The organism is Serratia sp. HNCC26DJ206 (assembly GCF_057180605.1).
In genome coordinates this window covers 105,351-131,195 of the sequence record NZ_JBXUGP010000002.1, presented here as the reverse complement: position 1 = coordinate 131,195, position 25,845 = coordinate 105,351, and the positions used below count along the sequence as shown (strand labels likewise).

Genomic DNA, 25,845 nt, shown 5'->3' with positions numbered 1-25,845 from the left:
CGCCGACAGCCAGCACGGGTGCTGGCTGTCAACAAACTCGCCAATACGTTACTTAATATCATTCATTCAATAGGCATTCGTCACACACTGTACTAACCTCTTGTTAGTAAAATTCCGCTTTCCAACGGTAGTTATCTTTGCCCGTGGCCGATAGCACAGTAAGGTTACTCATGGATATCAGCGCAGCGAACCACCCCACGCCCCCGAAAGGTTCTTTACTGACTCACTCGCTGTTGATGGCAATGGTCATATTCCTGCTGGCTTACCTCTGCCTGACGCTGTCGACCGAATCCAGCCATTTTACCCCGCTATGGTTCCCGACCGCCGCCATTATCATCTTGCTGTACCGCTATCAGCCGCAGCAGTGGCCGCTGCCGCTGCTGCTCAGCGGTGCCAGTATCTGTGCGGCCAGCTTTATCCTGTTCGGTTTCAGTTGGTTTCCGGTCAAACTGACGCTGATTAACCTGCTGGAAGCCGCAGTCTGTACCCTGTTATTGCACCGGGTGCTGCAACCGACCGATCCGCTCAACGGGCTGGCCAGTTGGCTGAAGTTTGTCGTCTGTGCGGTTATTTTCACCCCGATGTTCAGCGCCCTGCTCGCCGTGTCCTGGGTTCCTCAGCCTGGACAGTCATTCTTACAGTCGTTCAGCACCTGGTTTATCTCTGAAGCGATCGGGGTACTTGCACTGACCCCCATCGGGCTGGTGTATCGCCGCTCCATGCTGAAAACACTGAATGTACTAGAATTGCTGGCGATGCTGATAGCCATCCTGGCATTCAGCTATCTGGTGCTGATCAATCTGCCCTTCCCGTTTGCTTTCGTCACTCTGCCGCTCTTGTGGGCGGCAATTAGCCTGCCCAGGTTTGAAACTTTCATCATCTGCTTTGCCACCACGCTGATGATTACCGTGCTCATCTCATTTGGGTTGTTGCACTCTCAGAATCACGGGCAGTTTCTCGGCGATGTGGAGATCTACCTGCCGCTGATCCTGATCCTGTTCCCGGCCCATGCCATGTCGATGGTGATGCACGCATTCCGGGTGGAAAAAGAACATATCGAAGAGAGTGAAGCGCGTTTTCGCAACGCGCTGGAATATTCCGCCATCGGCATGGCTCTGGTGTCCCCTGAGGGGAAATGGTTACAGGTCAACCAGGCGCTGTGCAAACTGCTGCATTACCCACCAGAAGCGTTGTGCCGTTTAACCTTTCAGGAAATCACCCACCCGGACGATTTGCATGCCGATCTGGCACAGTGGCAGGATCTGCTTAATGGCCACATCAGCAGCTATATTATGGAAAAACGCTACGTCCGCAGTGATGGTGAAAGCATCTGGACCCTGATAGCCGTATCGCTGGTGCGCGATCCCTCCGGCCAGCCGCTGTATTTTATTTCTCAAGTGGAAGACATCAACGAGCTAAAACGTACGGAGGCCGAAAACCGCCACCTGATGGAGCGCATCCAGCTTGCCAATCAGGCAGGGGGGATCGGCATCTGGGAGTGGGTGGTGGGTTGTGAAAAACTGACCTGGGACAAACGGATGTTTGAACTTTACGACCTCGAACCCGACCAACTGCCGACCCTGGAACTGTGGAGTTCATTGATTTTTCCAGAAGATCGCGCACGCATTGCCCAGCAAATGACGGTCATCACCCACCAGCACCAACCCTACGTGATGGAGTTTCGCATCCAGACCCGCCAAGGGATCCGGCATATCCGGGGCCAAGGCAATACCGTGCTTGATGAACAGGGCAAGCCGCTACGCATGATTGGCACCAATATTGACATGACGGAAATCACCGCGCTGACCGAGGCACTGCATGAAGAAAAAGAGCGCTTGCACATTACCCTTGATGCCATCGGTGAAGGGGTGATTTCTACCGACGGCGAAATGCGCATCACCTTCATGAACCCGATCGCCGAGCAGATGTCCGGTTGGTCATTGGAACTGGCGTTGGGTATGCCGATCACTGGCGTAGTGCGCATGACGAACGGCAAAGACGGCCCGGAAGTCGAAAATCCGGTGCAATACTGCCTGCTGGAAGGGAAAACCTTGCCGCAGGATTATGCGCTGGTGCTGCACAGCCGTGATGGCCGCCGCTTCGACGTACAAACCTCCGTTTCGCCGCTGAAAACCCTCGAAGGGGATGTGATGGGCGCAGTGATGGTGCTACAGGACGTCAGCGCTTCACGGGAATTGATGAAAAAGCTGAGTTACAGCGCCTCGCACGATGCGTTGACCAACCTACAAAACCGGCCTAGCTTCGAGAAACAGCTGAAAAATGCCACGGCCAGCGTGGCCGATAACGATCAGCAACACGCATTGGTCTTCCTCGATCTCGACCGGTTCAAAGTGGTTAACGACAGCGCCGGGCACGCAGCCGGTGATGCTTTGCTGAAGGAGATTGCTCAGCTCATGCAACGTCAGTTGCGTAACAGCGACTGTCTGGCCCGTCTGGGCGGGGATGAGTTCGGCCTGATCCTGTTCGACTGCTCGCTGGAACAGGCGAAGACGTTGATACAACAGATGGTTTCACAGATCGATGAACACCCATTTTACTGGGAAGGCAAAACCTACCATGTGGGAGCCAGCGCCGGTATTACCCAGATCAGTGCCACCAGCGGCAAAAGCGCCGAATTGCTGGCACAGGCGGATATCGCCTGTTACACCGCTAAACACCGCGGCCGTGGGCAGGTTTACATTTATGAAGCCCGGCAGAAGCAACTGATGGAGCGCCAACATGAACTGCTGACGCGTCAGCAGGTGATGAGCATTATTCATCAACAGCAACTGCAACTGTACGTCAAAGCCGTGTCGCCGCCCAACACGCCGCAGGCGATCTGCTTCCATCAGCTCACATTGCGGGTGACTTCCCCCGATGAGCACATGCTGACGTTTGACGACTTCTTCGCGGCCGCACAGTTGTATGGCCTACTGCCAGAGGTTGATCGCTGGATGGTGGATCAAATACTGGAGCAACACGCCCCAGCCATTCAGCGCCTGGGGCTCTCCATCGCCCTGCCGTTGGCCACCGACAACCTGTTGGCCCCTGAATTCCAACATTACCTGCGGGAGAAACTGGCAGCCTCTCTTCTGCCGCACCAGACCCTCCTTCTGATGATCGATGAAGCCATTATTCTGGATCACACGGAAAGCGGCGGTGAATTTATCCGTCAATTACAGCGGCTGGGTTGCAAACTGCTGGTCAACGGCTTTGGGCGCGACCTGAATGCCTTCGATCGGTTGAACGGCCAAAAGATCGATTACATTCGCATCGATGAACGCTTTGTCACCAACGTGCACAGCAATCAGATGGATGAACTGATGGTGTCAATACTCAATAACGCCGCTCACCGGATACATGCCAAAACGCTGGCTGGCCCGGTGGAACAATTGGCCACGCTGAGTACGCTGACAGCCCTTGGCATCGATCTGGTCGACGGTGACCTGATCGCGCTGGAACAACCGCTGGCTGAGTTACTTGATGATGGCGTCCATTGAGGGTGCCCAATCCCCGTTATGCCACAAATGCAGCGTGGCATAGGAGCGCCATGGCCGCCAACGTTCGGCGTACAGCTCGATCTGGCGCGGGGTCATGCCGGGAAAACGCTGTTTGATCAGGTAATCACCCGCCAGAAAAACGTCCGGCCATGACCAGGCGCGCATGGCGATATAGTTAGCAGTCCAGCTACCGATCCCCGGCAGAGCGGTCAACGCTTTAATGCCCTGTTCAATATCCAGCACATTATCCAACTGCAACCGCCCTTCCGTCACCGCTTTAGCCATTTCGATCAGCGCCGCAGCGCGTTTAAGCTGGATCCCCAACGGCCTCAGTTCCTCCGGTTGCAACTGCGCAATCCTTGCCGCTGCGGGAAACACATGCGTGATGCTGCCGTTAGGCTGTTCCAGCGCCATCCCCCAATGCTGCGCCATACGCCCGGCAAACACCGCGGCCATTTTCACGCTGACCAGTTGCCCCAGCACCGCCCGCGTGGCCTGCTCAAAGCTATTAACACATCCCGGCAGCCTCAGGCCCGGCGCACCAGCCACCAAATCCCCCAACGCATCGGCGATGCGATCGGGTGCCGCATCCAAGTCGAACAGTTGGCGCACACGCCGCAGCACCTCGGTGGTTACCCGGCTGAGTGCTGGAGCCACCTCCACCCGCACCCGATTACGGGCTTCGTCCGGCTGCACGCTCACCCAACCGCAATAATCAATGCCACCCTGCTGGACGGCAATTGAACGCCAATATTGTGTTCCTTCAACCTGTTCCACCCCCTTCACCGCACGCGCTTGCAGGAAAGCCAGCATACATGGCCAATCGTAAGGCGGCCGATACCCCAGATGAAAAACCAGCCCGCTGGTGGCTGCGCGCTCATGGCGGCCAGCACTACTGCGCAGCGCGGAAGGGATCAGGCGATAGCGCGCTTTAAACAGCTCGTTAAAACGCCGCAGGCTGCCAAATCCGGCAGCAAACGCCACCTCGCTCAACGGCAGATCGGTATCCGCCAGCAAGCGCTTGGCCTGCAACAAACGGTGCGACTGGGCATAGTCGATAGGGGATGCGCCGAACTGTTCGGCAAAAATACGCCGCAGATGGCGATCGGAAATCCCCAAACGCGCGGCCAGTTGTTCACAACTGTGCTCCGACAGATAACCCTGCTCAATCAACTGGACGGCCACCTGCGCATAACGGTTACCCAAATCGATCAACGCCAGCCCAGGGGCCAGTTCCGGCCGACACTTCAGGCAGGGGCGAAACCCCGCCAGTTCGGCGGCAGCAGCGCTTGGGTAGAAGGTACAGTTTTCGATTTTTGGCGTGCGCGCGCTGCACACGGGTCGGCAATAAATGCCGGTAGAAGAAACGCCGACAAAAAAGCGCCCGTCGAATTTACGATCGCGCGCACTCAGCGCGCTATACAACGCTTGTTGTTGCTCCATCATGGTCACGCTCAGGGTCTGTTTTTTTGTTCATTATGGGGCTCGGGCCAGTGGCTGACGTGCGGGAATCGGACATTAACCTGCAACGCCTCAGTTAAGCATGCCAACGCAAGCAGCGCTAAATTTTTCAGCATTGGCTTACACCGGTTGCCCGGCCCGGCCGTCTCAGGTAAAGTCGCCCCCCTTCATTGGCATGGGGAAATTGAGATAAATGTTTATTGGCTTCGATTATGGAACAGCTAACTGTTCCGTCGCCGTGATGCGGGATAATGGCCCCGAATTACTGACGTTGGAAAACCACGCCCCCTATCTGCCTTCGATGCTGTGTGCGCCGACGCGTGAAGCGGTCAGTGAGTGCCTGCACCGCCACTGGCAGGTGCCTACCGGTAGCGAAGAGAATCAGCAACTGCTGCGCCGCGCCATCGCCTTCAACCGTGAAGAGGATATTCCGGTTAACAGCCACAGCGTGCTGTTCGGCCTACAGGCGTTGGCGCACTATATTGAAGACCCGGAAGACGTTTACTTCGTGCGCTCGCCAAAATCCTTCCTCGGAGCCAACGGCCTCAAACCCCAGCAGATTGCGCTGTTTGAAGATCTGGTGTGCGCCATGATGTTCCATATCAAACGCCAGGCGGAAGGGGTGCTGCAAAGCAGCATCGATCAGGCGGTGATTGGCCGCCCGATCAATTTCCAGGGCATCGGCGGCGAAGAAGCCAACCGGCAGGCGCAGGGGATATTACAACGCGCCGCCGTTCGCGCCGGTTTCAAAGAGATCGAATTCCAGTTTGAACCAGTGGCAGCCGGGCTGGATTTTGAGGCCACGCTGAGCGAGGAGAAAATCGTGCTGGTGGTGGATATCGGCGGCGGCACCACCGACTGTTCACTGCTGCTGATGGGCCCGCAATGGCGCGATCGGGCCGATCGCCAGCAAAGCCTGCTGGGGCACAGCGGCTGCCGCGTGGGCGGTAACGATCTGGATATCATGCTGGCTTTCAAACAGCTGATGCCGCTGTTCGGCATGGGCGGCGAAACCGAAAAAGGTATCGCACTGCCTGCGCTGCCCTACTGGAATGCGGTCGCTACCAACGATGTTCCGGCACAGAACGATTTCTACAGCGCCGCCAACGGCCGCATGTTGCGCGACCTGATCCGCGATGCCGCCGAGCCGGAAAAAGTACAACGTCTGCTGAAGGTCTACCAGCAGCGGCTGAGCTACCGACTGGTACGTGCGGCTGAAGAGAGTAAAATCGCCTTGTCCAACCAGCCAAGCTTCCTTACCTCGCTGGCTTTTGTGCAGACGGAACTGGCAGAAACCATCAGCCAGGCTCAACTGGCCGAGGCGATTGCACAACCGCTGCTGCGTATTCAGGAGCAGGTCAGCGCCGCACTGGCTACCAGCCAGAGCACGCCGCAGGTGATTTATCTGACCGGTGGCAGCGCGCGTTCCCCCCTGCTGCGTAGCGCTTTGCAGCAGCAACTGCCAGGGATCCCGATCGTCGGCGGCAACGATTTCGGTTCGGTGACCGCCGGGCTGGCGCGCTGGGCACAAACGCTGTTTCGTTGATAACTCACTGGGAGCGAAGCACGATGACGACCATCTCACTCCAAACGGCACGACTACGGCTGCGTGAGTGGCAGGACAGCGATCTGCCCGCTTTTGCCGCGTTGAATGCCGACCCTGCGGTAATGACCTATTTCCCAGCGGTCTTAACCCGTGCAGAAAGCGATGCGCTGGCAGATCGCATCCGCCAGTTGATGCAGCAGCAGGGTTGGGGCTTGTGGGCGGTGGAAATTAAAGGTGGCGCGCCCTTTATCGGCTTTGTTGGGCTGGCGATCCCCGGTGACGATCTGCCCTGTTCCCCCTGTGTGGAGATCGGCTGGCGGTTGGCGGCAGAACACTGGGGCCAAGGTTATGCCAGCGAAGCGGCCAAAGGCGCATTAAACTTTGCATTTAACACGCTGGGACTGGCCGAGGTGGTGTCCTTCACCGCCGAAATCAACCAGCCTTCACGCCGGGTGATGGAGCGTATTGGTATGAGGTTCAGCGGCGAAACGTTTGAGCATCCGCGTTTGGCGGTTGGGCATCCGCTGCGTAAGCATGTGTTGTATCGCAGTTGCAAACTTTAGATACAACAGCTATCTCTTGCTCACGCATTGAGATACGAAGAACGAGTACTTATTTCGGTCGCTCAACATTTTGCGCCCATTCAGTAACGCAGTGAACGCGCCCGAGCAGGGGGCTCAAGAGCCAGCCCCCTGCACCCCGGCCCTTGCCATATCAGGCGGTCGCTACGCGACTAGTACTCGGCCCATCCCTGGGCCTCGCCCCTTCGGGGCCGCTGCAAGCAGCGTTCAAATCTGCTCCCGGCAGATTTGTCTCACTCCGCCACAGCGCATTACGGCCGGCTACGACAGGCGTCCTTGCCTATCTCGCCTGAACGCGCCGTCCATGGCGCGTTCGCCTATGCGCCGTGTCTGCGTTCGGCGCCTTCAATGGCGTCAACACCGATGCTCATCTAACCGATTGCACTGCTTTAAGTTCTCTTATCAACACCCATGTTGATGTTGCCCGGTGCACACAGATTCAGGTGTTGACGTTGAGCGCATCATGGCCTGCTGAGCAAGACACCGTTGCCAGGGGCAACCGGCCATGGAGGGCCGGTTGAGGCGATATGAACATGGACGTGAATTGAGCCGACCCGTCCGGCAACGGTGACGCAGCGAAGGCACCCGCGCAGCGGGCAGGTCATGTTAAGCGTGGGCGCGGGTGCAGGGCCCCGCCTTGGGCCCTGCAATTGCCGCTCACTATTGTTTCATGGTATTACGCTCTGCTTACGGCAATTCCCATGACACTTGGCTCACATAAACCTAAATACTCGCCTCGTTAAGTACCTTAATATCCTCAACATCCAGCCTCAGCCGAATCGCCCCCACCAACTCATCCAACTGCGTTAACGAAGTGGCACTGACAATCGGTGCAGTAATGCTTGGCCGAGCCATCAGCCAAGCCAATGACACCTGCGTCGGCGTGGTCTGATGCTTAGCCGCTACCCGATCCAGCGCCGCCAAAATGCGCAAACCACGCGGGTTCAGATAGCGGGCAACGATGGTGTCACCGCGCGGGCTCTTACCCATATCCTGTTCGCTGCGGTATTTACCGGTGAGAAAACCACTGGCCAACGCGAAGAAGTTAATCACCCCCAGACCGTGCCGCTGTGCAACACCTTCCAGCGCGGTTTCATAGCCTGCGCGGGCGTACAGATTGTATTCCGGCTGCAACGTTTCATAACGCGCCAAGCCGTTCTGCTCGCTGACGTTCAACGCTTCTTCCAGCCGATCCGCCTGATAGTTGGAAGCCCCAATTGCCCGCACTTTACCGGCTTTGATCAGCGCATCAAACGCCGCCAGGGTTTCGGCCAGCGGCGTATCGCGATCGTCATCATGGGACTGATACAGATCGATATAGTCGGTCTGCAAACGGCGCAGGGAATCCTCTACCGCCTGTTGGATATAGCGTGGTGATAACCCCTGCTTGCCCTCGCCCATCGGCTTGCCGACCTTGGTGGCAATAATCACCTGTTCGCGTTTGCCACTTTTCTTCAGCCAGTTGCCGATCACCGTTTCCGATTCACCGCCGTGATTGCCCGGTACCCAGGTGGAATACATATCCGCGGTATCAATGAAATTCAGTTGATGGTCCATCAGCGCATCCAGCAGGCTGAACGAAGTGGCTTCATTAGCGGTCCAGCCAAACACGTTGCCGCCAAAAGCCAGCGCTGGCACCTGAATACCGGAACGGCCTAGTTCTCTTTTCACCATCATTAACTCCTGTAAAAAATTATCGTGTTAAGTATCACTGCGGCTAATTATGTACTTTCTTCCGAAAAACCTGACGTTTCCTCCATATTTCCTTCATTTTTGTGCTGGCACGACTCGCTAAACTAGTATCCTGTTGGGAGTGTCACTTTTGGCAATGATTGCCCGCCTGTTTGTCTCTGGAGAGAGTCTTTATCACCATGAATGCAAAACCGAAACGCCGTTCATTGATACTACGCCTGCTGTTGGTGGTTATCGTGGTTATTGTTGCCATTCTGGCCTGGCGTCATTTCAACGCGCCACAAGCTACAGATGCAACACCGGGTGCTCGCCCGGCAGGTGCGGGGAATGCAGGCGCGGGTGGTAGAGCGGGCGGCAGACGCAATGCCCCGATGCCACCGGTTCAAGCTGCCACCGCTACCCAGCAAAACGTGCCGCGTTTCCTGAGCGGGCTGGGTACCGCCACCGCAGCTAATACCGTGACCGTCACCAGCCGGGTCGACGGCCAGTTGATGGCGATCCACTTCAGCGAAGGCCAGCAGGTGAAAGCCGGTGATTTGCTGGTGGAAATCGATCCACGGCCATATGAGGTGCAACTGACGCAGGCGCTGGGGCAACTGGCTAAAGATCAGGCCACGCTGGCCAATGCCAAGCAGGATCTGGCGCGCTATCAGCAACTGGTCAAAACCAACCTGATCTCACGCCAGGAACTGGACACGCAACTGTCACTGGTGCGCCAGAGCGAAGGGGCGGTCAAAGCCGATCAGGGTGCGGTCGACAGCGCTAAACTGCAAATCACCTACAGCAGGATCACCGCGCCGATTGATGGCCGCGTTGGCCTCAAACTGGTGGATGTGGGCAATTACATCTCCAGCGGCAGCACCACCGGGATTGTGGTGATCACCCAAACCCATCCGATTGACGTGGTTTTCACGCTGCCGGAAAGCAATATCGCCGATCTGGTGAAAGCGCAGAAGGCCGGGCCAGTCAGCGTCGAAGCCTGGGATCGCACCAACCAGCAGTTGTTGGCCAACGGCACACTGCTGAGCCTGGATAACCAGATTGATACGGCTACCGGCACCATCAAGCTGAAAGCCCGCTTTGATAATCAGGACGACACGCTGTTCCCCAATCAGTTCGTTAACGCGCGGCTGAAGGTCGCCACCCTGCACAATGCGATCGTGATCCCAAGCGCCGCGCTGCAAATGGGCAATGAAGGCCACTTCGTCTGGATCTTGAGTGAAGATAATAAAGTCAGTAAACATCGGGTTACCGCTGGCGTGCAGGACAGTCAACAGGTGGTGATCACTACCGGCGTGAGCGTTGGCGATCGCGTAGTGACCGACGGTATCGATCGCCTGACCGAAGGCATGCAGGTGGAAGTACTGGCACCACTTGCTCCGCAAGAGGCATCGGCAACGGTCAAACCTAAGCACCCGCGTAAAGCGCAGGAGAAATCCTGATGCAGGCCATGCCCCCAAAGGCCGGCGGCGGGCCATCCCGGCTGTTTATTCTGCGCCCGGTGGCCACCACTCTGTTTATGCTGGCGATCCTGCTGGCAGGGATTATCGGTTACCGCGCGCTGCCGGTTTCTGCTTTACCCGAAGTGGATTACCCCACCATTCAGGTAGTGACCCTCTATCCCGGCGCGAGCCCGGACGTAGTTACCTCGGCGATCACCGCCCCGCTGGAGCGGCAGTTTGGCCAGATGTCCGGCCTGAAACAGATGGCTTCGCAGAGTTCCGGCGGAGCCTCGGTGATCACACTCCAGTTCCAGTTGGAACTACCGCTCGACGTTGCGGAGCAGGAAGTGCAGGCGGCGATCAACGCCGCCACCAACCTGCTGCCCAACGATCTGCCCTACCCACCGATTTACAGCAAGGTTAACCCTGCCGATCCACCGATTCTGACGCTGGCGGTCACCTCTAACGCCATGCCAATGACGCAGGTGGAAGACATGGTGGAAACCCGCGTGGCGCAGAAGATTTCGCAGGTTTCCGGCGTCGGCCTGGTGACCCTTTCCGGCGGCCAGCGCCCGGCGGTGCGGGTTAAGCTCAATGCCGCCGCGGTTGCCGCCTATAAGCTGGACAGCGAAACCATCCGCACCGTCATCAGCAATGCCAACGTCAACTCCGCCAAGGGCAGCCTGGACGGCCCAACCCGCTCAGTCACGCTCTCTGCCAACGATCAGATGAAATCCGCAGAAGATTATCGTCAGTTGATTGTGGCGTATCAAAACGGTGCGGCCATTCGCCTACAGGATATCGCCACCATCGAACAGGGGGCAGAAAACAACCGCCTGGCGGCCTGGGCCAACCAAGAGCAGGCCATCGTGCTGAATATTCAGCGCCAGCCGGGGGCCAACGTGATCACTACTGCCGACAGCATCCGTGAAATGCTGCCGCAGTTGATCAAAAGCCTGCCCAAGTCGGTGGAAGTGAAAGTGTTGACCGATCGCACCAGCACTATTCGTGCCTCGGTCAGCGACGTGCAGTTCGAACTGTTGCTGGCGATCGTGCTGGTGGTGATGGTGATCTACGTGTTCCTGCGTAACGTACCTGCCACTATTATCCCCAGCGTGGCGGTGCCGCTTTCCCTGGTCGGCACCTTTGCCGCCATGTATTTTCTTGGGTTTTCGATCAACAACCTGACACTGATGGCGTTGACCATCGCCACTGGCTTTGTGGTGGACGATGCCATCGTGGTGATCGAGAACATCTCGCGCTATATCGAGAAAGGCGAAAAGCCGCTTGATGCGGCGCTGAAAGGCGCTGGCGAGATCGGCTTCACCATTATCTCACTGACCTTTTCGCTGGTGGCGGTGCTGATCCCGCTGCTGTTTATGGGGGATATCGTCGGCCGCCTGTTCCGCGAGTTTGCGGTAACGCTGGCGGTGGCGATCCTGATTTCCGCGCTGGTGTCTTTAACGCTCACGCCGATGATGTGCGCGCGCATGCTCAGCCATGAGTCGTTGCGCAAGCAGAACCGCTTCTCACGCGCTTCGGAACGCTTTTTTGAGCGGGTGATCGCCCAGTACGGCGTGTGGCTGAAAGTGGTGCTGAATCACCCTTGGCTGACGCTGGGCGTGGCGTTCAGCACGCTGATCCTCACCGTGCTGCTGTACTTGCTGATCCCGAAAGGCTTCTTCCCGGTACAGGATAACGGCATTATTCAGGGCACGCTGGAAGCGCCGCAAAGCGTGTCGTTCAGCAATATGGCCGAACGTCAGCAGCAGGTTGCGGCTGAGATCCTGAAAGACCCGGCGGTAGAAAGCCTGACCTCGTTCGTCGGCGTCGATGGCAGCAATGCCACGCTCAACAGCGGGCGCTTGCAGATCAACCTGAAGCCGCTGAGTGAACGCAGCGATCGTATTCCGGCGATTATTACCCGCCTGCAACAGCAAACCGCCCAGTTCCCCGGCGTGAAGCTGTATCTGCAACCGGTGCAGGATCTGACCATCGATACCCAGGTGAGCCGCACGCAATACCAGTTCACGTTGCAGGCAATGTCCCTCGACCAGCTCAGCCAGTGGGTGCCGCAGCTGATGCAGGCGTTACAGCAGGCACCGCAGCTCACCGACGTCACCAGCAACTGGCAGGATCGAGGATTAGTGGCGTTTGTGAATGTCGATCGTGATTCGGCTTCCCGCCTGGGTATCACCATGAGTGCTATCGACAACGCGCTTTACAACGCTTTTGGCCAGCGGCTGATCTCCACCATCTACACCCAGGCCAATCAGTACCGGGTAGTGTTGGAGCATGATGTCAGCAGCACGCCGGGGCTGGCGGCGTTAAACGATATCCGCCTGACCAGCAGCAACGGCACCACCGTGCCGCTGAGCACCATCGCCAAGATTGAGGAACGTTTTGGCCCGCTGACGATCAACCATCTGGCTCAGTTCCCCTCCGCCACCGTGTCGTTCAACGTGGCCGCGGGCTTCTCGCTCGGTGAAGCGGTGAATGCCATTACTCAGGCAGAAAAAACCCTCAATATGCCAAACGACATCAGCACCCAGTTTCAGGGCGCAACGCTGGCGTTCCAAGCGGCGCTCGGTAGCACGCTGTGGCTGATCCTGGCGGCGGTGGTGGCGATGTATATCGTGCTGGGCGTGCTGTATGAGAGCTTTATTCATCCGGTGACCATTCTCTCTACCCTGCCCACCGCCGGGGTCGGTGCCCTGCTGGCATTGATGATGTCCGGCCATGAGCTGGACGTGATTGCCATTATCGGCATCATCCTGTTGATTGGTATTGTGAAAAAGAATGCCATCATGATGATCGACTTTGCGCTGGCCGCCGAGCGCGAACAGGGAATGACGCCGTACGATGCCATTTATCAGGCCTGCCTGCTGCGTTTCCGCCCGATCCTGATGACCACGCTGGCCGCGTTGCTCGGCGCACTGCCGCTGATGCTCAGCACCGGCGTGGGCGCAGAGCTGCGCCGCCCGCTGGGTGTCTGTATGGTGGGCGGGCTGGTGATGAGCCAGATCCTGACGCTGTTCACCACGCCGGTGATTTATCTGCTGTTTGACAAGCTGGCGCGCAATACTCATCGCCAGCCGGATGCGCAGGAGCTGCTGTGAAATTCTTCGCCCTGTTCATCTATCGGCCCGTTGCCACCACCCTGTTGACGCTGGCGATCGCCCTCGCCGGGGTAATGGGTTTCCGGCTGCTGCCGGTGTCACCGCTGCCGCAGATTGATTTCCCGGTCATTGCCATCACGGCTTCACTGCCGGGGGCCGATCCGGAAACCATGGCGTCTTCGGTGGCCACTCCGCTGGAACGGGCGCTGGGCCGCATTGCCGGGGTCAGTGAAATGACCTCGACCAGTTCGCTGGGCAGCACGCGGATCATTTTGATGTTCGATCTCGATCGCGATATCAACGGTGCTGCGCGCGACGTGCAGGCGGCAATCAATGCGGCGCAAAGCCTGTTGCCGACCGGGATGCCAAACCGCCCGACCTATCGCAAAATCAACCCGTCCGACGCACCGATCATGATCCTGACGCTAACCTCGGACACCCACAATCAGGGGCAACTGTATGATTTTGCCTCCACGCAGCTGGCGCAGAAAATTGCCCAGACTGAAGGGGTGGGCGATGTGTCGGTGGGTGGCAGTTCCTTGCCTGCGGTGCGTGTGGAACTCAACCCCGGCGCGCTGTTCAATCAGGGCGTGTCGCTGGATGCAGTACGCCAGAGCATCGCCAATGCCAACGTTCGTCGGCCACAGGGCGCGGTAGACGACCCGCAGCAGCGCTGGCAGATCCAGGCCAATGACGAACTGAAAACCGCTGCCGCCTATCAGCCGCTGGTGATCCACTATAACAATGGCGCAGCGGTACGCCTGAGCGATGTGGCCAACGTCGTTGATTCGGTGCAGGACGTGCGTAACGCCGGGATGACCAACGCCAAACCGGCGATTATCCTGACCGTCAGCCGCTCACCGGGCGCCAATATCATCGAAACCGTCGATCGCATCCGCGCCGAGCTGCCCGCCCTGCGGGAAAATATTCCGGCTTCCATCCAGCTGAATATCGCGCAGGATCGCTCCCCCACCATTCGCGCCTCACTGGCAGAAGTGGAACGATCATTGATGATTGCCATCGGCCTGGTGATCCTGGTGGTGTTTATCTTCCTGCGCTCTGGCCGCGCGACGCTGATCCCGGCGGTAGCGGTGCCGGTTTCGCTGATCGGCTCCTTTGCCGCCATGTACCTGTGCGGTTTCAGTTTAAACAACCTGTCGCTGATGGCGCTGACCATCGCCACCGGCTTTGTGGTGGATGACGCGATCGTGGTGCTGGAGAATATTTCTCGCCACGTCGAAGCCGGGATGAAACCGATAAAGGCCGCGCTGCAAGGGGTGCGCGAAGTGGGGTTCACCGTGCTTTCCATGAGCGTGTCGCTGGTGGCGGTGTTTATTCCGTTGCTGTTTATGGGCGGTCTGCCGGGCCGGTTATTCCACGAATTTGCCGTCACGCTGTCGGTCTCCATCGGGCTTTCGTTGTTGATCTCGCTAACGTTAACGCCAATGATGTGCGCCTATCTGCTGCGCTATCAGCCCGACCGCAAACAGCGGCGCGTACGCGGTTTTGGCAAAGTGTTGCTGGCGCTGCAACGGGGTTATGGCCGCTCGCTTAACTGGGTGCTCGGCCATTCGCGCTGGGTACTGGCGCTGTTCTTGGCGACCATCGCCCTCAACATCTGGCTGTATATCAGCATTCCGAAAACCTTCTTCCCCGAGCAGGACACGGGCCGCCTGATGGGCTTTATCCAGGCGGATCAGAGCATTTCGTTCCAGGCGATGCGCGGCAAGCTGGAGGATTTTATGAAGATCGTACGGGAAGACAAAGACGTGGATAACGTCACCGGCTTTACCGGCGGTTCACGCACCAACAGCGGTTCGATGTTTATCTCGCTCAAGCCGCTGTCAGAACGCAGCGACGATGCGCAAAAGGTGATCGCCCGGCTGCGCGCCAAACTGGCGAAAGAGCCCGGAGCCAGCCTGTTCCTGATGGCGGTGCAGGATATCCGCGCCGGTGGGCGGCAATCCAACGCCAGTTATCAGTACACGCTGTTGGCGGACGATCTCCGCGAACTGCGTGAATGGGAACCGAAGGTCCGCCTGGCGCTCGCGGCCTTGCCCGAACTGGCCGACGTCAACTCCGATCAGCAGGATCGCGGTTCAGAAATGGATCTGTCTTACGATCGCGAAACCATGGCGCGGCTGGGCATTTCGATTACCGATGCCAACAATCTGCTGAACAACGCCTTCGGCCAGCGCCAGATTTCCACCATCTATCAACCGCTGAACCAGTACAAAGTGGTGATGGAGGTGGCTCCGCCTTATACCCAGGACGTGAGTTCGCTAGAGAAGATGTTCGTGATTAATAAAGATGGCCAAACGATCCCGCTGTCCTATTTTGCCCGCTGGCAACCGGCTAATGCTCCGCTTGCGGTCAACCATCAGGGGCTTTCAGCGGCCTCAACCATTTCGTTTAACCTGCCGGAAGGAGGCAGCCTGTCCGATGCCACCGTCGCCATTGAGCGCGCCATGACACAGATCGGCGTGCCCTCTACGGTACGTGGCGCGTTTGCCGGTACCGCGCAGGTGTTCCAGGAAACGCTGCAATCGCAGTTGCTGCTGATCGCCGCCGCCATTGCCACGGTGTATATCGTGCTGGGGATGTTGTATGAGAGCTATATCCATCCGCTGACCATTCTCTCCACTCTGCCTTCTGCCGGGGTAGGTGCCTTGCTGGCGCTGCAACTGTTCGGCGCGCCATTCAGCCTGATCGCCTTAATCGGGATCATGCTGCTGATCGGCATTGTGAAGAAGAACGCCATCATGATGGTCGATTTTGCCCTCGACGCGCAGCGCAATAGCGGCCTTAGCGCCCACGAGGCGATTTTCCAGGCCAGCCTACTGCGTTTCCGGCCGATTATGATGACCACGCTGGCAGCGCTGTTTGGCGCACTGCCGCTGGTGTTGACCAGCGGTGACGGGGCGGAGCTGCGCCAACCACTCGGTATCACCATCGCCGGGGGATTGGTGATGAGCCAGTTGCTGACGCTGTATACCACGCCGGTGATTTATCTGTATTTCGACCGGCTACAGATGAAGTTCCGCCGTGGTAAAAAATTGGCACCGCTGCCGCAATAAATGGCTATCACGATAATGTTTGTCAGTTAAGGTGAGGGGAAGATCAGCGAACTGCAAGCCCCTCACCCCGGCCCTCTCCCACAGGGAGAGGGGGGCTACCCCTTTAGCACCTAGGTGATGATTAGCTCTCACGATAGCTTTTAATATGAAAGGTAGGTGAATGATTATCAGACAGACCGCCCCAGTGCAATGGCAACTATGGATTGTGGCCTTTGGCTTCTTTATGCAGGCGCTGGATACCACCATCGTCAATACCGCGCTGCCGTCAATCGCCGCCAGCCTGGGGGAAAACCCGCTGCGCATGCAGTCGGTGATTGTTTCCTATGTGCTAACGGTGGCGGTGATGCTGCCCGCTAGCGGCTGGCTGGCGGATAAGATTGGCACCCAGCGGGTGTTCCTCAGCGCCATTGTTTTGTTCACCCTCGGTTCGGTGCTGTGCGCCCAGGCGGAAACCTTGCGTGAACTGGTGGCGTTTCGTGTTGTGCAGGGCATTGGCGGTGCGATGATGGTGCCGGTCGGCAGGCTGACGGTGATGAAGATCGTCCCGCGTGAACAGTATATGGCGGCCATGACCTTTGTCACTCTGCCCGGCCAGATCGGCCCGTTAATGGGGCCCGCGCTGGGCGGTTTTCTGGTGCAATATGCCAACTGGCACTGGATCTTCCTGATCAATATTCCGGTGGGGATTGTCGGCGCTATCGCCACCCTGCTGTTTATGCCCAATTACCGTATGCAGACCCGCCGCTTTGATATCAGCGGCTTTATCATGCTGGCGATCGGCATGGCAACGCTGACGCTGGCGCTCGACGGCCACAAAGGCATGGGGCTCTCCCCCACTATCCTGCTCGGGCTGGTGATTCTGGGCTGCACGGCGCTGGCCGGTTACTGGTGGCACGCCAAGGGTAACGGCCGGGCGCTGTTCTCGCTGCGGCTGTTTAAAACCGAAACCTACAGGATCGGTCTGACCGGTAGCCTGCTAGGGCGCATCGGTAGCGGCATGTTGCCGTTTATGACGCCGCTGTTCCTGCAGGTCGGCATGGGGTTTTCACCTTTCCATGCCGGGCTGATGATGATCCCGATGATCATTGGCAGCATGGGCATGAAGCGTATTGTGGTGCAGATCGTCAACCGTTTTGGCTATCGCCATGTGTTGGTCGCCACCACCCTGTTGTTAGCCGTGGTCAGTTTAACCCTGCCGCTGGTGGCGATGCTCGGCTGGGTCTATCTGCTGCCGGTGGTACTGTTCTTCCAAGGGATGGTCAACTCGCTGCGTTTCTCGTCCATGAATACCTTGACGCTGAAAGACCTGCCCGATCGCCTGGCCAGCAGCGGCAACAGCCTGTTGTCGATGGTAATGCAGCTTTCCATGAGCCTGGGGGTGAGCGTGGCCGGGATCCTGATCGGCAGCTTCGCTCATCATCAGGTAGTGGCCGACAGCGCTGCCATCCACAGCGCATTTATCTACAGTTACGCCTGCATGGCACTGATCATCGCCCTGCCTGCGCTGGTTTTCGCCCGCGTACCGGCCAACATCGCGCCTAGCCGCACGCTGACAAAAGGGCCGAGTAACGGCTCAACGAGGTTGCAATGAGAATAGGCATCACCGGCAAACTGTTCATGGCGATCTTCGCCACCTGCATGCTGGTGCTAATCACCATGCACTGGGGAGTACGCATCAGCTTTGAACGGGGATTTATCGACTATATCAAACAGAGTAACGAACAGCGTATTGCCCTACTCGCCGACGCGTTGGAAGAGCAATACCGTCAGCATGGTAACTGGGCGTTCCTGCGCAATAACGATCAGATGGTGTACCGTATCGTGCGCTCTCTCGAACAAAGCAACGACCGTGAGCATAATCTGCCGCCCAAAGGCTGGCGTTCGCAGTTCTGGATCGTCGATAACCAGTATCAGCGGCTGGTGGGCCATTCAGGCCCGATACCGAAAGAGAGCACCCGCCACCCGATCCATTACAACGATCAGATCGTCGGCTGGGTGATGGCAGCCCCGCCGGAGAAGCTGACGCGCAATGCCGATATCAACTTCGATCGACAACAAAAACGCACCAGTTGGCTGATCGTCGCGCTGTCGACGCTGCTGGCAGCGGCGGTCACCTGGCTGCTGTCGCGCGGCCTGCTGGCACCGGTAAAACGGCTGGTGGCGGGCACGCACCGCTTGGCAGCCGGGGATTTCAGCGCCCGCGTCACCGCCAGCAGCCAGGATGAGCTGGGCCGGTTGGCGCAGGATTTCAACCACCTTGCCATTTCGCTGGAAAAGAACGAACAGATGCGGCGAGCGTTTATGGCCGATATCTCGCACGAACTGCGCACCCCGCTGGCGGTGCTGCGCGGTGAGCTGGAAGCCTTGCAGGACGGCGTGCGCCAACAGACACCGGCGTCGATCAGTTCGCTATTGGCAGAAGTTTCTACCCTCACCAAACTGGTGGACGATCTGCATCAGCTTTCGCTGTCCGATCTCGGTGCCCTGGCCTACCGTAAATCATCGGTAGATTGTGTCCATCTGGTGCAAATCGCCGTCGCCGCCTTTCGTGAGCGTTTTCATGCCAAAGGGCTGGAGATCGTCACCCAGTTGCCGCAACAGGCGAAGCTGTTCGGCGATCCGGATCGCCTCAACCAGTTGTTCAACAATCTGCTGGAGAACAGCCTGCGCTACACCGATCCCGGCGGCAGGCTGGAGGTCGGTATCGAATCGCTGCCGGGCATAGTGCGGATTTACTGGCAGGACAGCGCCCCCGGCGTCAGTGACGAGCAGTTGGCACGCATCTTCGAACGCTTTTACCGCACCGAGGGTTCACGCAACCGCACCAGCGGCGGAGCCGGGTTAGGGCTGGCCATCAGTCAGAACATTGTAGAAGCGCATAATGGGACGATCCACGCTCAGCATTCGCCTTTCGGCGGCGTGCGCATTACAGTAGATTTCTCCACTCAGGTGAACAACAAGGCTCCATAATGGAAAATCCGAACCCGCCATTGCAGATTATGATTGTCGAAGATGAGCCCAAGCTGGGCCAATTGCTGGTGGATTATCTACAGGCGGCGGGCTACGCCACACGCTGGCTAAGCAACGGCCGCGAGGTGGTTCCGGCGGTGCATGAGCAGCAACCGGCGCTGATCCTGCTGGATCTGATGCTGCCGGGTTGCGATGGTTTAACCATCTGCCGCGATCTGCGCCGCTTTACCGACGTGCCGATCATGATGGTGACCGCCAAAATTGAGGAGATCGACCGCCTGTTGGGGTTGGAGATTGGTGCCGATGACTACATCTGCAAACCCTATAGCCCGCGTGAAGTGGTTGCCCGAGTCAAAGCCATTCTGCGCCGCTGCTACCGGCCCATGGAACAGGGTGACGAAGAAGCGCTGTTGCATATTGATGAACCGCGCTTTCAGGCCAGCTATAGCGGCCATATCTTGGATCTGACACCGGCAGAATTCCGCCTGTTGAAAACCCTGGCCTGCCAGCCGGGCAACGTATTCTCGCGCGAGCAGTTGTTGAACAACCTGTATGACGATTACCGCGTGGTGACCGATCGCACCATCGACAGCCATATCAAAAACCTGCGCCGCAAGCTGGAACTGATTGACGGCGACAAAGCCTTTATCCGTTCGGTTTACGGTGTCGGCTATCGCTGGGAAGCCGAACCATGCCGGTTGGTAAACGGCTTGGCTTAAATCCCTGCCGCGTAAGTGTAGAGATCACATATCCCACGATTATTTCGCTGCTCAAACGTCACTTTTCAAGCTATTGGCTACAATTACCTCTGTCATTGGAACCAAGCGGAGAAGGACTATGGCAACCGGCCACTATGAGCTAAAAAAATCGAGTAATGGACAGTACCACTTCACCCTGAAAGCCAGTAATGGAGAGATCATTCTTTCCAGCGAGATGTACGCCAGCAAGGCCTCAGCGGAAAACGGCATTGCGTCTGTGCAAGCCAATTCGCCCGATGAGGCCCAGTTTGAACTGAAGACCGGCAGTAATGAAAAGCCCTACTTTGTGCTGAAAGCCAAAAACCAGCAGGTGATCGGCACCAGCCAGATGTACAGTTCAGAAAGCGCGGCGAAAAACGGCGTTCAGTCAGTGATCAAGCATGGCCCAACCCCTCATATACGTGATTTGAACGCTTGAATCATGTCGATGTTAGATACAATCCCACCTGCAAACTACCGAAAACACCCCAATCGCTGAGCCAACTCAGCGTTTGGGGTGAATAAAGGCCCCCCTGAAGAACAGCGATCCCCCTAAATAATTCCGGTTAATTGCTGATTTCTTGCCGGGCTGCCGTTACAATCCCCCACTTTCGCTGCGCCATTAAGTGGCGCGGTGCTGACCTGAAATCAGACCGAGAATCACGATGTTTACACCAGAATTGCTTTCCCCGGCGGGAACGCTGAAAAACATGCGTTACGCCTTTGCCTACGGTGCCGATGCGGTATACGCCGGCCAACCCCGTTACAGCCTGCGGGTGCGTAACAACGAATTCAACCACGAGAATCTGGCGCTGGGGATTAATGAAGCCCATGCGCTAGGTAAAAAATTCTACGTGGTGGTTAACATCGCACCGCACAATGCCAAGCTGAAAACCTTCCTGCGCGATCTCAAACCGGTGATCGACATGGGCCCGGATGCGTTGATTATGTCCGACCCGGGCCTGATCATGATGGTGCGCGAAGCCTTCCCACAGATAGATATTCATCTTTCAGTGCAGGCCAACGCGGTCAACTGGGCCACGGTAAAATTCTGGCAGCAGATGGGGCTGACGCGCGTGATTCTGTCGCGCGAGCTGTCGTTGGAGGAGATCGCAGAAATCCGCAGCCAGGTGCCAGAAATGGAGCTGGAGATTTTCGTCCACGGTGCGCTGTGCATGGCCTATTCCGGCCGCTGCCTGCTTTCCGGCTATATCAACAAGCGCGATCCGAACCAAGGTACCTGCACCAATGCCTGCCGCTGGCAGTACAAAGCGGAAGAAGGCAAAGAAGACGATACCGGCAGCATCGTGCATATGCATGAGCCGATCCCGGTGCAGAACGTTGAGCCAACGCTCGGCATCGGTGCGCCGACGGATAAAGTGTTTATGCTTTCCGAAGCACAGAAACCCGGCGAGTACATGAGTGCCTTCGAAGATGAACACGGCACCTACATCATGAACTCGAAAGACCTGCGTGCCATCCAGCACGTGGAGCGCCTGACGCAGCTTGGCGTGCATTCGCTGAAAATCGAAGGCCGCACCAAATCCTTCTACTACTGCGCGCGAACTGCGCAGGTATATCGCCGCGCCATTGACGATGCCGTTGCCGGTAAGCCGTTTGATCCCACCCTGCTCACCACGCTGGAAGGGCTGGCACACCGTGGTTATACCGAAGGTTTTCTGCGTCGTCACACCCACGATGCCCACCAGAATTATGATTACGGCTCGTCGATCTCCGAACGTCAGCAATTTGTCGGTGAATTCACCGGCGTGCGTCGCAACGGTTGGGCTGAAGTGGATGTGAAAAATAAATTTCTGTGCGGCGACAGCGTGGAAATGATGACGCCCGGCGGTAACGTCTTGTTTACCTTGGAAAGCATGCAGAATAAGAAAGGTGAAGCCATTGACGTTGCGCCAGGTAATGGCCATATCGTTTATTTGCCGATCCCAGAAGATGTTGACCTGAATTACGCCTTGTTGATTCGCAATCTGCCAGAAGAAAATAGCGAACCGCAATAAGCCGTTTATCGCCACCTCAGCCGGTGGCGATTTTTTAGCAAATATTAGAATCAGATCACATCAATTACCGTACAGCTTGGTTATTATTGCGCTGCTTAAAACTAATAACGAAAATATTTGCATAGCAATACTAGGAACCACCTCCTTAGCCAACCCAATCTCCCTTGGGTTGGCTTTTTCTTTTCTTATTTCCCCCTGTTTTTCATTGCATTAACTCATTATTGCCCAAACCAGCGCGGGGCGCGCTCACGAAGTCAACCAGCCAAAAACTGAGATTATTGATAGGAATTTACTAGGCTGCGGGGCTAAAACATCGGAAATAGTCATTTTTATAAGACATTTCTTAATTTTAATTTAGCTAGAATAGCGAGCTCCTTCTTATATATAAATTTTAATATAACGATTAAGAATTTTTTTAATGTGAACATTTATACCGAGATAGAAATATCCCAGTTTCAGAAGAAAATGCCGTTATAGTCAACCGCGATATACTATTACCCGAATATTCCGGTGGCCCATCCCCCTGTTGTGGTTTATCGTCTAGATACATTCTTTTTCACCCTGGGGATAACAATGAACCAACACGCGTCAGCGCTGCTTATCATTAACGGCAAAAGCGCCAGCAACGAGGAAATACGTTTCTCGGTGAAAACGCTGCGGGATGAAGGCCTGACTTTGCATGTTCGCGTAACCTGGGAACAAGGTGACGTTGCCCGTTTCGTCGCAGAAGCCTGTCAACTGGGAGCGGGAACGGTAATCGCCGGTGGGGGCGACGGCACCATTAACGAAGTGGTCACCGCGCTGGCCCAACTCCCGCCCACCACGCGGCCGATATTGGGCATTGTGCCGCTGGGCACCGCCAATGACTTCGCCACCGCCTGTAATATCCCTCTGGCGGCGGACCAGGCGCTGCAATTGGCGATCAAGGGCCGAGTCGTGCCAATCGACTTGGCGAAAGTTAACGAAGATCGCTATTTCATCAATATGGCTACCGGCGGTTTTGGTACGCGTATCACCACCGAAACCCCGGAAAAACTGAAAGCGGCATTGGGTGGCGTCTCCTATTTCATCCATGGCCTGTTGCGTATGGATACGCTGCAAGCCGATCGCTGTGAGATCCGTGGGCCAGACTTCCACTGGTCCGGTGACGCGCTGGTGATTGGTATCGGCAACGGTAAGCAGGCCGGTGGCGGGCAGAAACTGTGCCCCGGCGCGCTGATCAACGACGGCCTACTGCAACTGCGCCTGTTGACCGCTGAAGAGTTGCTGCCGGCCTTGATCAGCAGCCTGTTCAGCGGCGAAGAAAACAACAGCGTGGTCGATGCCTCATTACCCTGGCTTGAAATTAGCGCACCACACGAAATCATCTTCAATCTCGATGGTGAGCCGCTAAAAGGTAAGCATTTCCGTATTGAATTACTGCCAAACGCAATTGAGTGCCGCTTGCCACCCAACTGTGAGTTGTTGGGTTAATCTGCCGCCATACTGTTTCGCCCTCAAGAAAAACTTAACCATCTGTTTTTAAAACGAAACCTACTCCAAGCCCGACAATGTCGGGCACTTTTTATTGCCATAAACTCTCCGCCTCCTGGCTTTCCCTGGCTTAAAACTTCCTTTTCTTTCATTTTAATCTTTCATAATAAAATATTTATCTTTCAAAATGTGATCTATTTAAAACAAACAACTTCATAAAATGATTACTGTAGACCCATGGCGACAGAGTCGCTGTTCGCTCCAGGCCATTTCATCCATCACAGGAGAAAATAATGATTGATCTAATAACCCACGGAGCCGAATGGTTTATCGGCCTGTTTCAGAAAGGTGGTGAGGTGTTTGTCAGCATGGTGACCGGCATCTTACCTTTGTTGATCTGCCTGTTAGTTATCATGAACGCGCTGATCAAATTTGTTGGCCAGGAACGAATCGAACGATTGGCACAGCGTTGTGCAGGTAACCCGGTTTCACGCTACCTGTTGCTGCCGCTGATCGGCACCTTTGTGTTTTGTAACCCCATGACCCTGAGCCTTGGGCGCTTTATGCCTGAGAAATACAAACCTAGCTACTACGCCGCCGCTTCTTACAGTTGCCACTCGATGAACGGCCTGTTCCCGCATATCAACCCCGGTGAACTGTTCGTTTACCTCGGCGTCGCCAGCGGGCTGACCACGCTGGGCTTGCCGCTGGCCCCGCTGGCCGTGAGCTATTTCCTGGTTGGGCTGTTCACCAACTTCTTCCGTGGTTGGATCACCGATCTCACCACCAGCCTGTTCGAACGCAAAATGGGCATCAAACTGGATCGTCAGGTTCAACTTTAATTTGTGGAGTACAGCATGAGCGCTTATATCCGTATTGAGAAAGGTGCCAGCGGCTGGGGTGGCCCACTGCAACTGGCTATCGAACCGGGCAAGAAGGTTGTCTATATCACCGCCGGTACCCGCCCGGCGATCGTCGACAAAATCAGTGAACTGACCGGCTGGCCAGCGGTTGACGGTTTTAAAGAGGGTGAACCGCCAACAGAAGAAATCGGCGTGATGATTATCGACTGCGGCGGCACCTTGCGCTGCGGTATTTACCCGAAACGCCGCATTCCGACCATCAACATTCATGCCACCGGTCAATCCGGCCCGCTGGCGCAGTTTATTCTGGAAGATATCTACGTTTCCGGCGTGCGGGAAAACAATATCAGCCTGGTTGAGGTGGCTGATGGCGCGGCAACGGCCCCGGTCACGGAAAAACCCGTAGCGCCAAAAGTGCGTGACTACGACACCAGCAAGAAGATCACCGAGCAAAGTGATGGATTGCTAGCCAAAGTCGGGATGGGCATGGGTTCGGTGGTGGCGGTGTTCTTCCAGGCTGGCCGTGACACCATCGACACCATCCTGAAAACCATCCTGCCGTTTATGGCCTTCGTCTCGGCGCTGATCGGCATCATCCTGGCCTCTGGGCTCGGGGACTTTATCGCTCACGGCCTGACGCCGCTGGCCAACAGCCCGATCGGCCTGGTGACGCTGGCGCTAATCTGCTCCTTCCCGCTGCTTTCGCCGTTCCTTGGCCCAGGCGCGGTGATTGCTCAGGTGATCGGCGTGTTGGTCGGCGTGCAGATTGGCCTTGGCCATATCCCGCCGCAGTTGGCCTTACCGGCGCTGTTTGCCATTAACGCACAGGCCGCCTGTGACTTTATCCCGGTGGGTTTGTCTTTGGCAGAAGCCAAACAGGATACGGTGCGCGTCGGCGTACCTTCGGTACTAGTCGGGCGCTTCCTCACCGGCGCACCCACAGTGCTGATCGCCTGGGCAGCATCGGCCTTTATTTATCAATAAGTTGAACAGGGGAAAACGATGAACACCATTTTCCAGACCACCATTACCCATATCGGCGGCTGCGCCCGTGATGCGCTGCTGGATGACATGCTGATCACCTTCCGTGAAGGCGCTCCGGCAGATATCGAAGAGTACTGTTTCATTCACCAACACGGCAACACCGCCGGTGATTTACAGGTCGGCGGGGTGATGGAGCTCGGCGAAAGCCGTTACCCGATCACCGCCGTCGGTGAGGTTGCCACGCAGAACCTGCGCGAACTGGGCCACGTCACCGTGCGTTTCGACGGCGAGGCACAGGCGGAATTCCCCGGTTCGATCCACGTTACCGGCCCAACGCCTAGCGATATCCCATTAGGCAGCACGCTGAAATTTTCCGCATAAG

The 25,845-nt window shown here is 56.8% G+C and carries 17 protein-coding genes; 15 read left to right on the top strand and 2 right to left on the bottom strand.

What is annotated here, in order from left to right; all coding sequences use genetic code 11:
* The first annotated feature begins 170 nt into the window (after positions 1-170).
* Complete coding sequence (locus AC2A1E_RS02005) at positions 171-3,500, top strand: diguanylate cyclase (RefSeq protein WP_484382325.1); 3,330 nt, start codon at positions 171-173, stop codon at positions 3,498-3,500.
* Here the strand turns inward: AC2A1E_RS02005 and alkA are convergent.
* On the bottom strand, positions 3,477-4,946 hold the full coding sequence (gene alkA, locus AC2A1E_RS02000; protein WP_484382324.1) for a DNA-3-methyladenine glycosylase 2: 1,470 nt from the start codon (positions 4,944-4,946) through the stop codon (positions 3,477-3,479). The genes AC2A1E_RS02005 and alkA overlap by 24 nt on opposite strands.
* A gap of 208 nt (positions 4,947-5,154) precedes the next feature.
* Between alkA and yegD the strand changes: the two genes are divergently transcribed.
* Together yegD and AC2A1E_RS01990 are read left to right on the top strand one after the other, a co-directional pair.
* Positions 5,155-6,507, top strand: a complete 1,353-nt coding sequence (yegD, locus tag AC2A1E_RS01995; RefSeq protein ID WP_484382323.1) for a molecular chaperone — start codon at positions 5,155-5,157, stop codon at positions 6,505-6,507.
* A 23-nt stretch (positions 6,508-6,530) separates the two neighbouring features.
* Complete coding sequence (locus AC2A1E_RS01990) at positions 6,531-7,070, top strand: GNAT family N-acetyltransferase (RefSeq protein ID WP_484382322.1); 540 nt, start codon at positions 6,531-6,533, stop codon at positions 7,068-7,070.
* Positions 7,071-7,811: 741 nt separating this feature from the next.
* On the opposite strand, the gene AC2A1E_RS01985 is transcribed toward AC2A1E_RS01990, so the two are convergent.
* Positions 7,812-8,762 carry an aldo/keto reductase gene (locus tag AC2A1E_RS01985; protein ID WP_484382431.1) on the bottom strand — a complete coding sequence of 317 codons (951 nt, stop codon included), beginning with the start codon at positions 8,760-8,762 and terminating at the stop codon, positions 7,812-7,814.
* A gap of 197 nt (positions 8,763-8,959) precedes the next feature.
* Between AC2A1E_RS01985 and AC2A1E_RS01980 the strand changes: the two genes are divergently transcribed.
* From AC2A1E_RS01980 to srlB, 12 genes are all read left to right on the top strand, one after another.
* The gene (locus AC2A1E_RS01980) at positions 8,960-10,222 is read left to right on the top strand and encodes an MdtA/MuxA family multidrug efflux RND transporter periplasmic adaptor subunit (RefSeq protein WP_484382321.1); all 1,263 of its coding nucleotides are present in this window, start codon (positions 8,960-8,962) and stop codon (positions 10,220-10,222) included.
* Positions 10,222-13,341, top strand: coding sequence for an MdtB/MuxB family multidrug efflux RND transporter permease subunit (locus AC2A1E_RS01975; protein WP_484382320.1), 3,120 nt, complete (start codon positions 10,222-10,224; stop codon positions 13,339-13,341). The genes AC2A1E_RS01980 and AC2A1E_RS01975 overlap by 1 nt, the downstream gene beginning before the upstream one ends.
* On the top strand, positions 13,338-16,418 hold the full coding sequence (gene mdtC / locus AC2A1E_RS01970) for a multidrug efflux RND transporter permease subunit MdtC (RefSeq protein WP_484382319.1): 3,081 nt from the start codon (positions 13,338-13,340) through the stop codon (positions 16,416-16,418). The genes AC2A1E_RS01975 and mdtC overlap by 4 nt, the downstream gene beginning before the upstream one ends.
* A gap of 160 nt (positions 16,419-16,578) precedes the next feature.
* The gene (mdtD, locus tag AC2A1E_RS01965) at positions 16,579-18,009 is read left to right on the top strand and encodes a multidrug transporter subunit MdtD (protein WP_484382318.1); all 1,431 of its coding nucleotides are present in this window, start codon (positions 16,579-16,581) and stop codon (positions 18,007-18,009) included.
* Complete coding sequence (baeS, locus tag AC2A1E_RS01960) at positions 18,006-19,388, top strand: envelope stress sensor histidine kinase BaeS (protein ID WP_484382317.1); 1,383 nt, start codon at positions 18,006-18,008, stop codon at positions 19,386-19,388. Before mdtD ends, baeS begins: the two co-directional genes overlap by 4 nt.
* Entirely contained in the window at positions 19,388-20,107 is a 720-nt protein-coding gene (gene baeR / locus AC2A1E_RS01955) for an envelope stress response regulator BaeR (protein ID WP_484382316.1), read from the top strand. Before baeS ends, baeR begins: the two co-directional genes overlap by 1 nt.
* A gap of 118 nt (positions 20,108-20,225) precedes the next feature.
* Positions 20,226-20,564, top strand: coding sequence for a YegP family protein (locus tag AC2A1E_RS01950; protein ID WP_484382315.1), 339 nt, complete (start codon positions 20,226-20,228; stop codon positions 20,562-20,564).
* 226 nt (positions 20,565-20,790) lie between these two features.
* A complete protein-coding gene (gene trhP / locus AC2A1E_RS01945) occupies positions 20,791-22,143 on the top strand; it encodes a prephenate-dependent tRNA uridine(34) hydroxylase TrhP (RefSeq protein ID WP_484382314.1) in 1,353 nt (450 codons plus the stop codon).
* A 573-nt stretch (positions 22,144-22,716) separates the two neighbouring features.
* Entirely contained in the window at positions 22,717-23,616 is a 900-nt protein-coding gene (yegS, locus tag AC2A1E_RS01940; RefSeq protein ID WP_484382313.1) for a lipid kinase YegS, read from the top strand.
* A 293-nt stretch (positions 23,617-23,909) separates the two neighbouring features.
* Positions 23,910-24,458 (top strand): PTS glucitol/sorbitol transporter subunit IIC, encoded by a 549-nt coding sequence (srlA, locus tag AC2A1E_RS01935; RefSeq protein ID WP_459401747.1) that lies wholly within the window; start codon positions 23,910-23,912, stop codon positions 24,456-24,458.
* A gap of 15 nt (positions 24,459-24,473) precedes the next feature.
* Positions 24,474-25,463: a PTS glucitol/sorbitol transporter subunit IIB gene (gene srlE, locus AC2A1E_RS01930; protein WP_459401746.1), complete on the top strand. Its 990-nt coding sequence runs from the start codon at positions 24,474-24,476 to the stop codon at positions 25,461-25,463.
* Positions 25,464-25,481: 18 nt separating this feature from the next.
* A complete protein-coding gene (gene srlB / locus AC2A1E_RS01925) occupies positions 25,482-25,844 on the top strand; it encodes a PTS glucitol/sorbitol transporter subunit IIA (RefSeq protein WP_484382312.1) in 363 nt (120 codons plus the stop codon).
* Position 25,845: the final 1 nt, after the last annotated feature.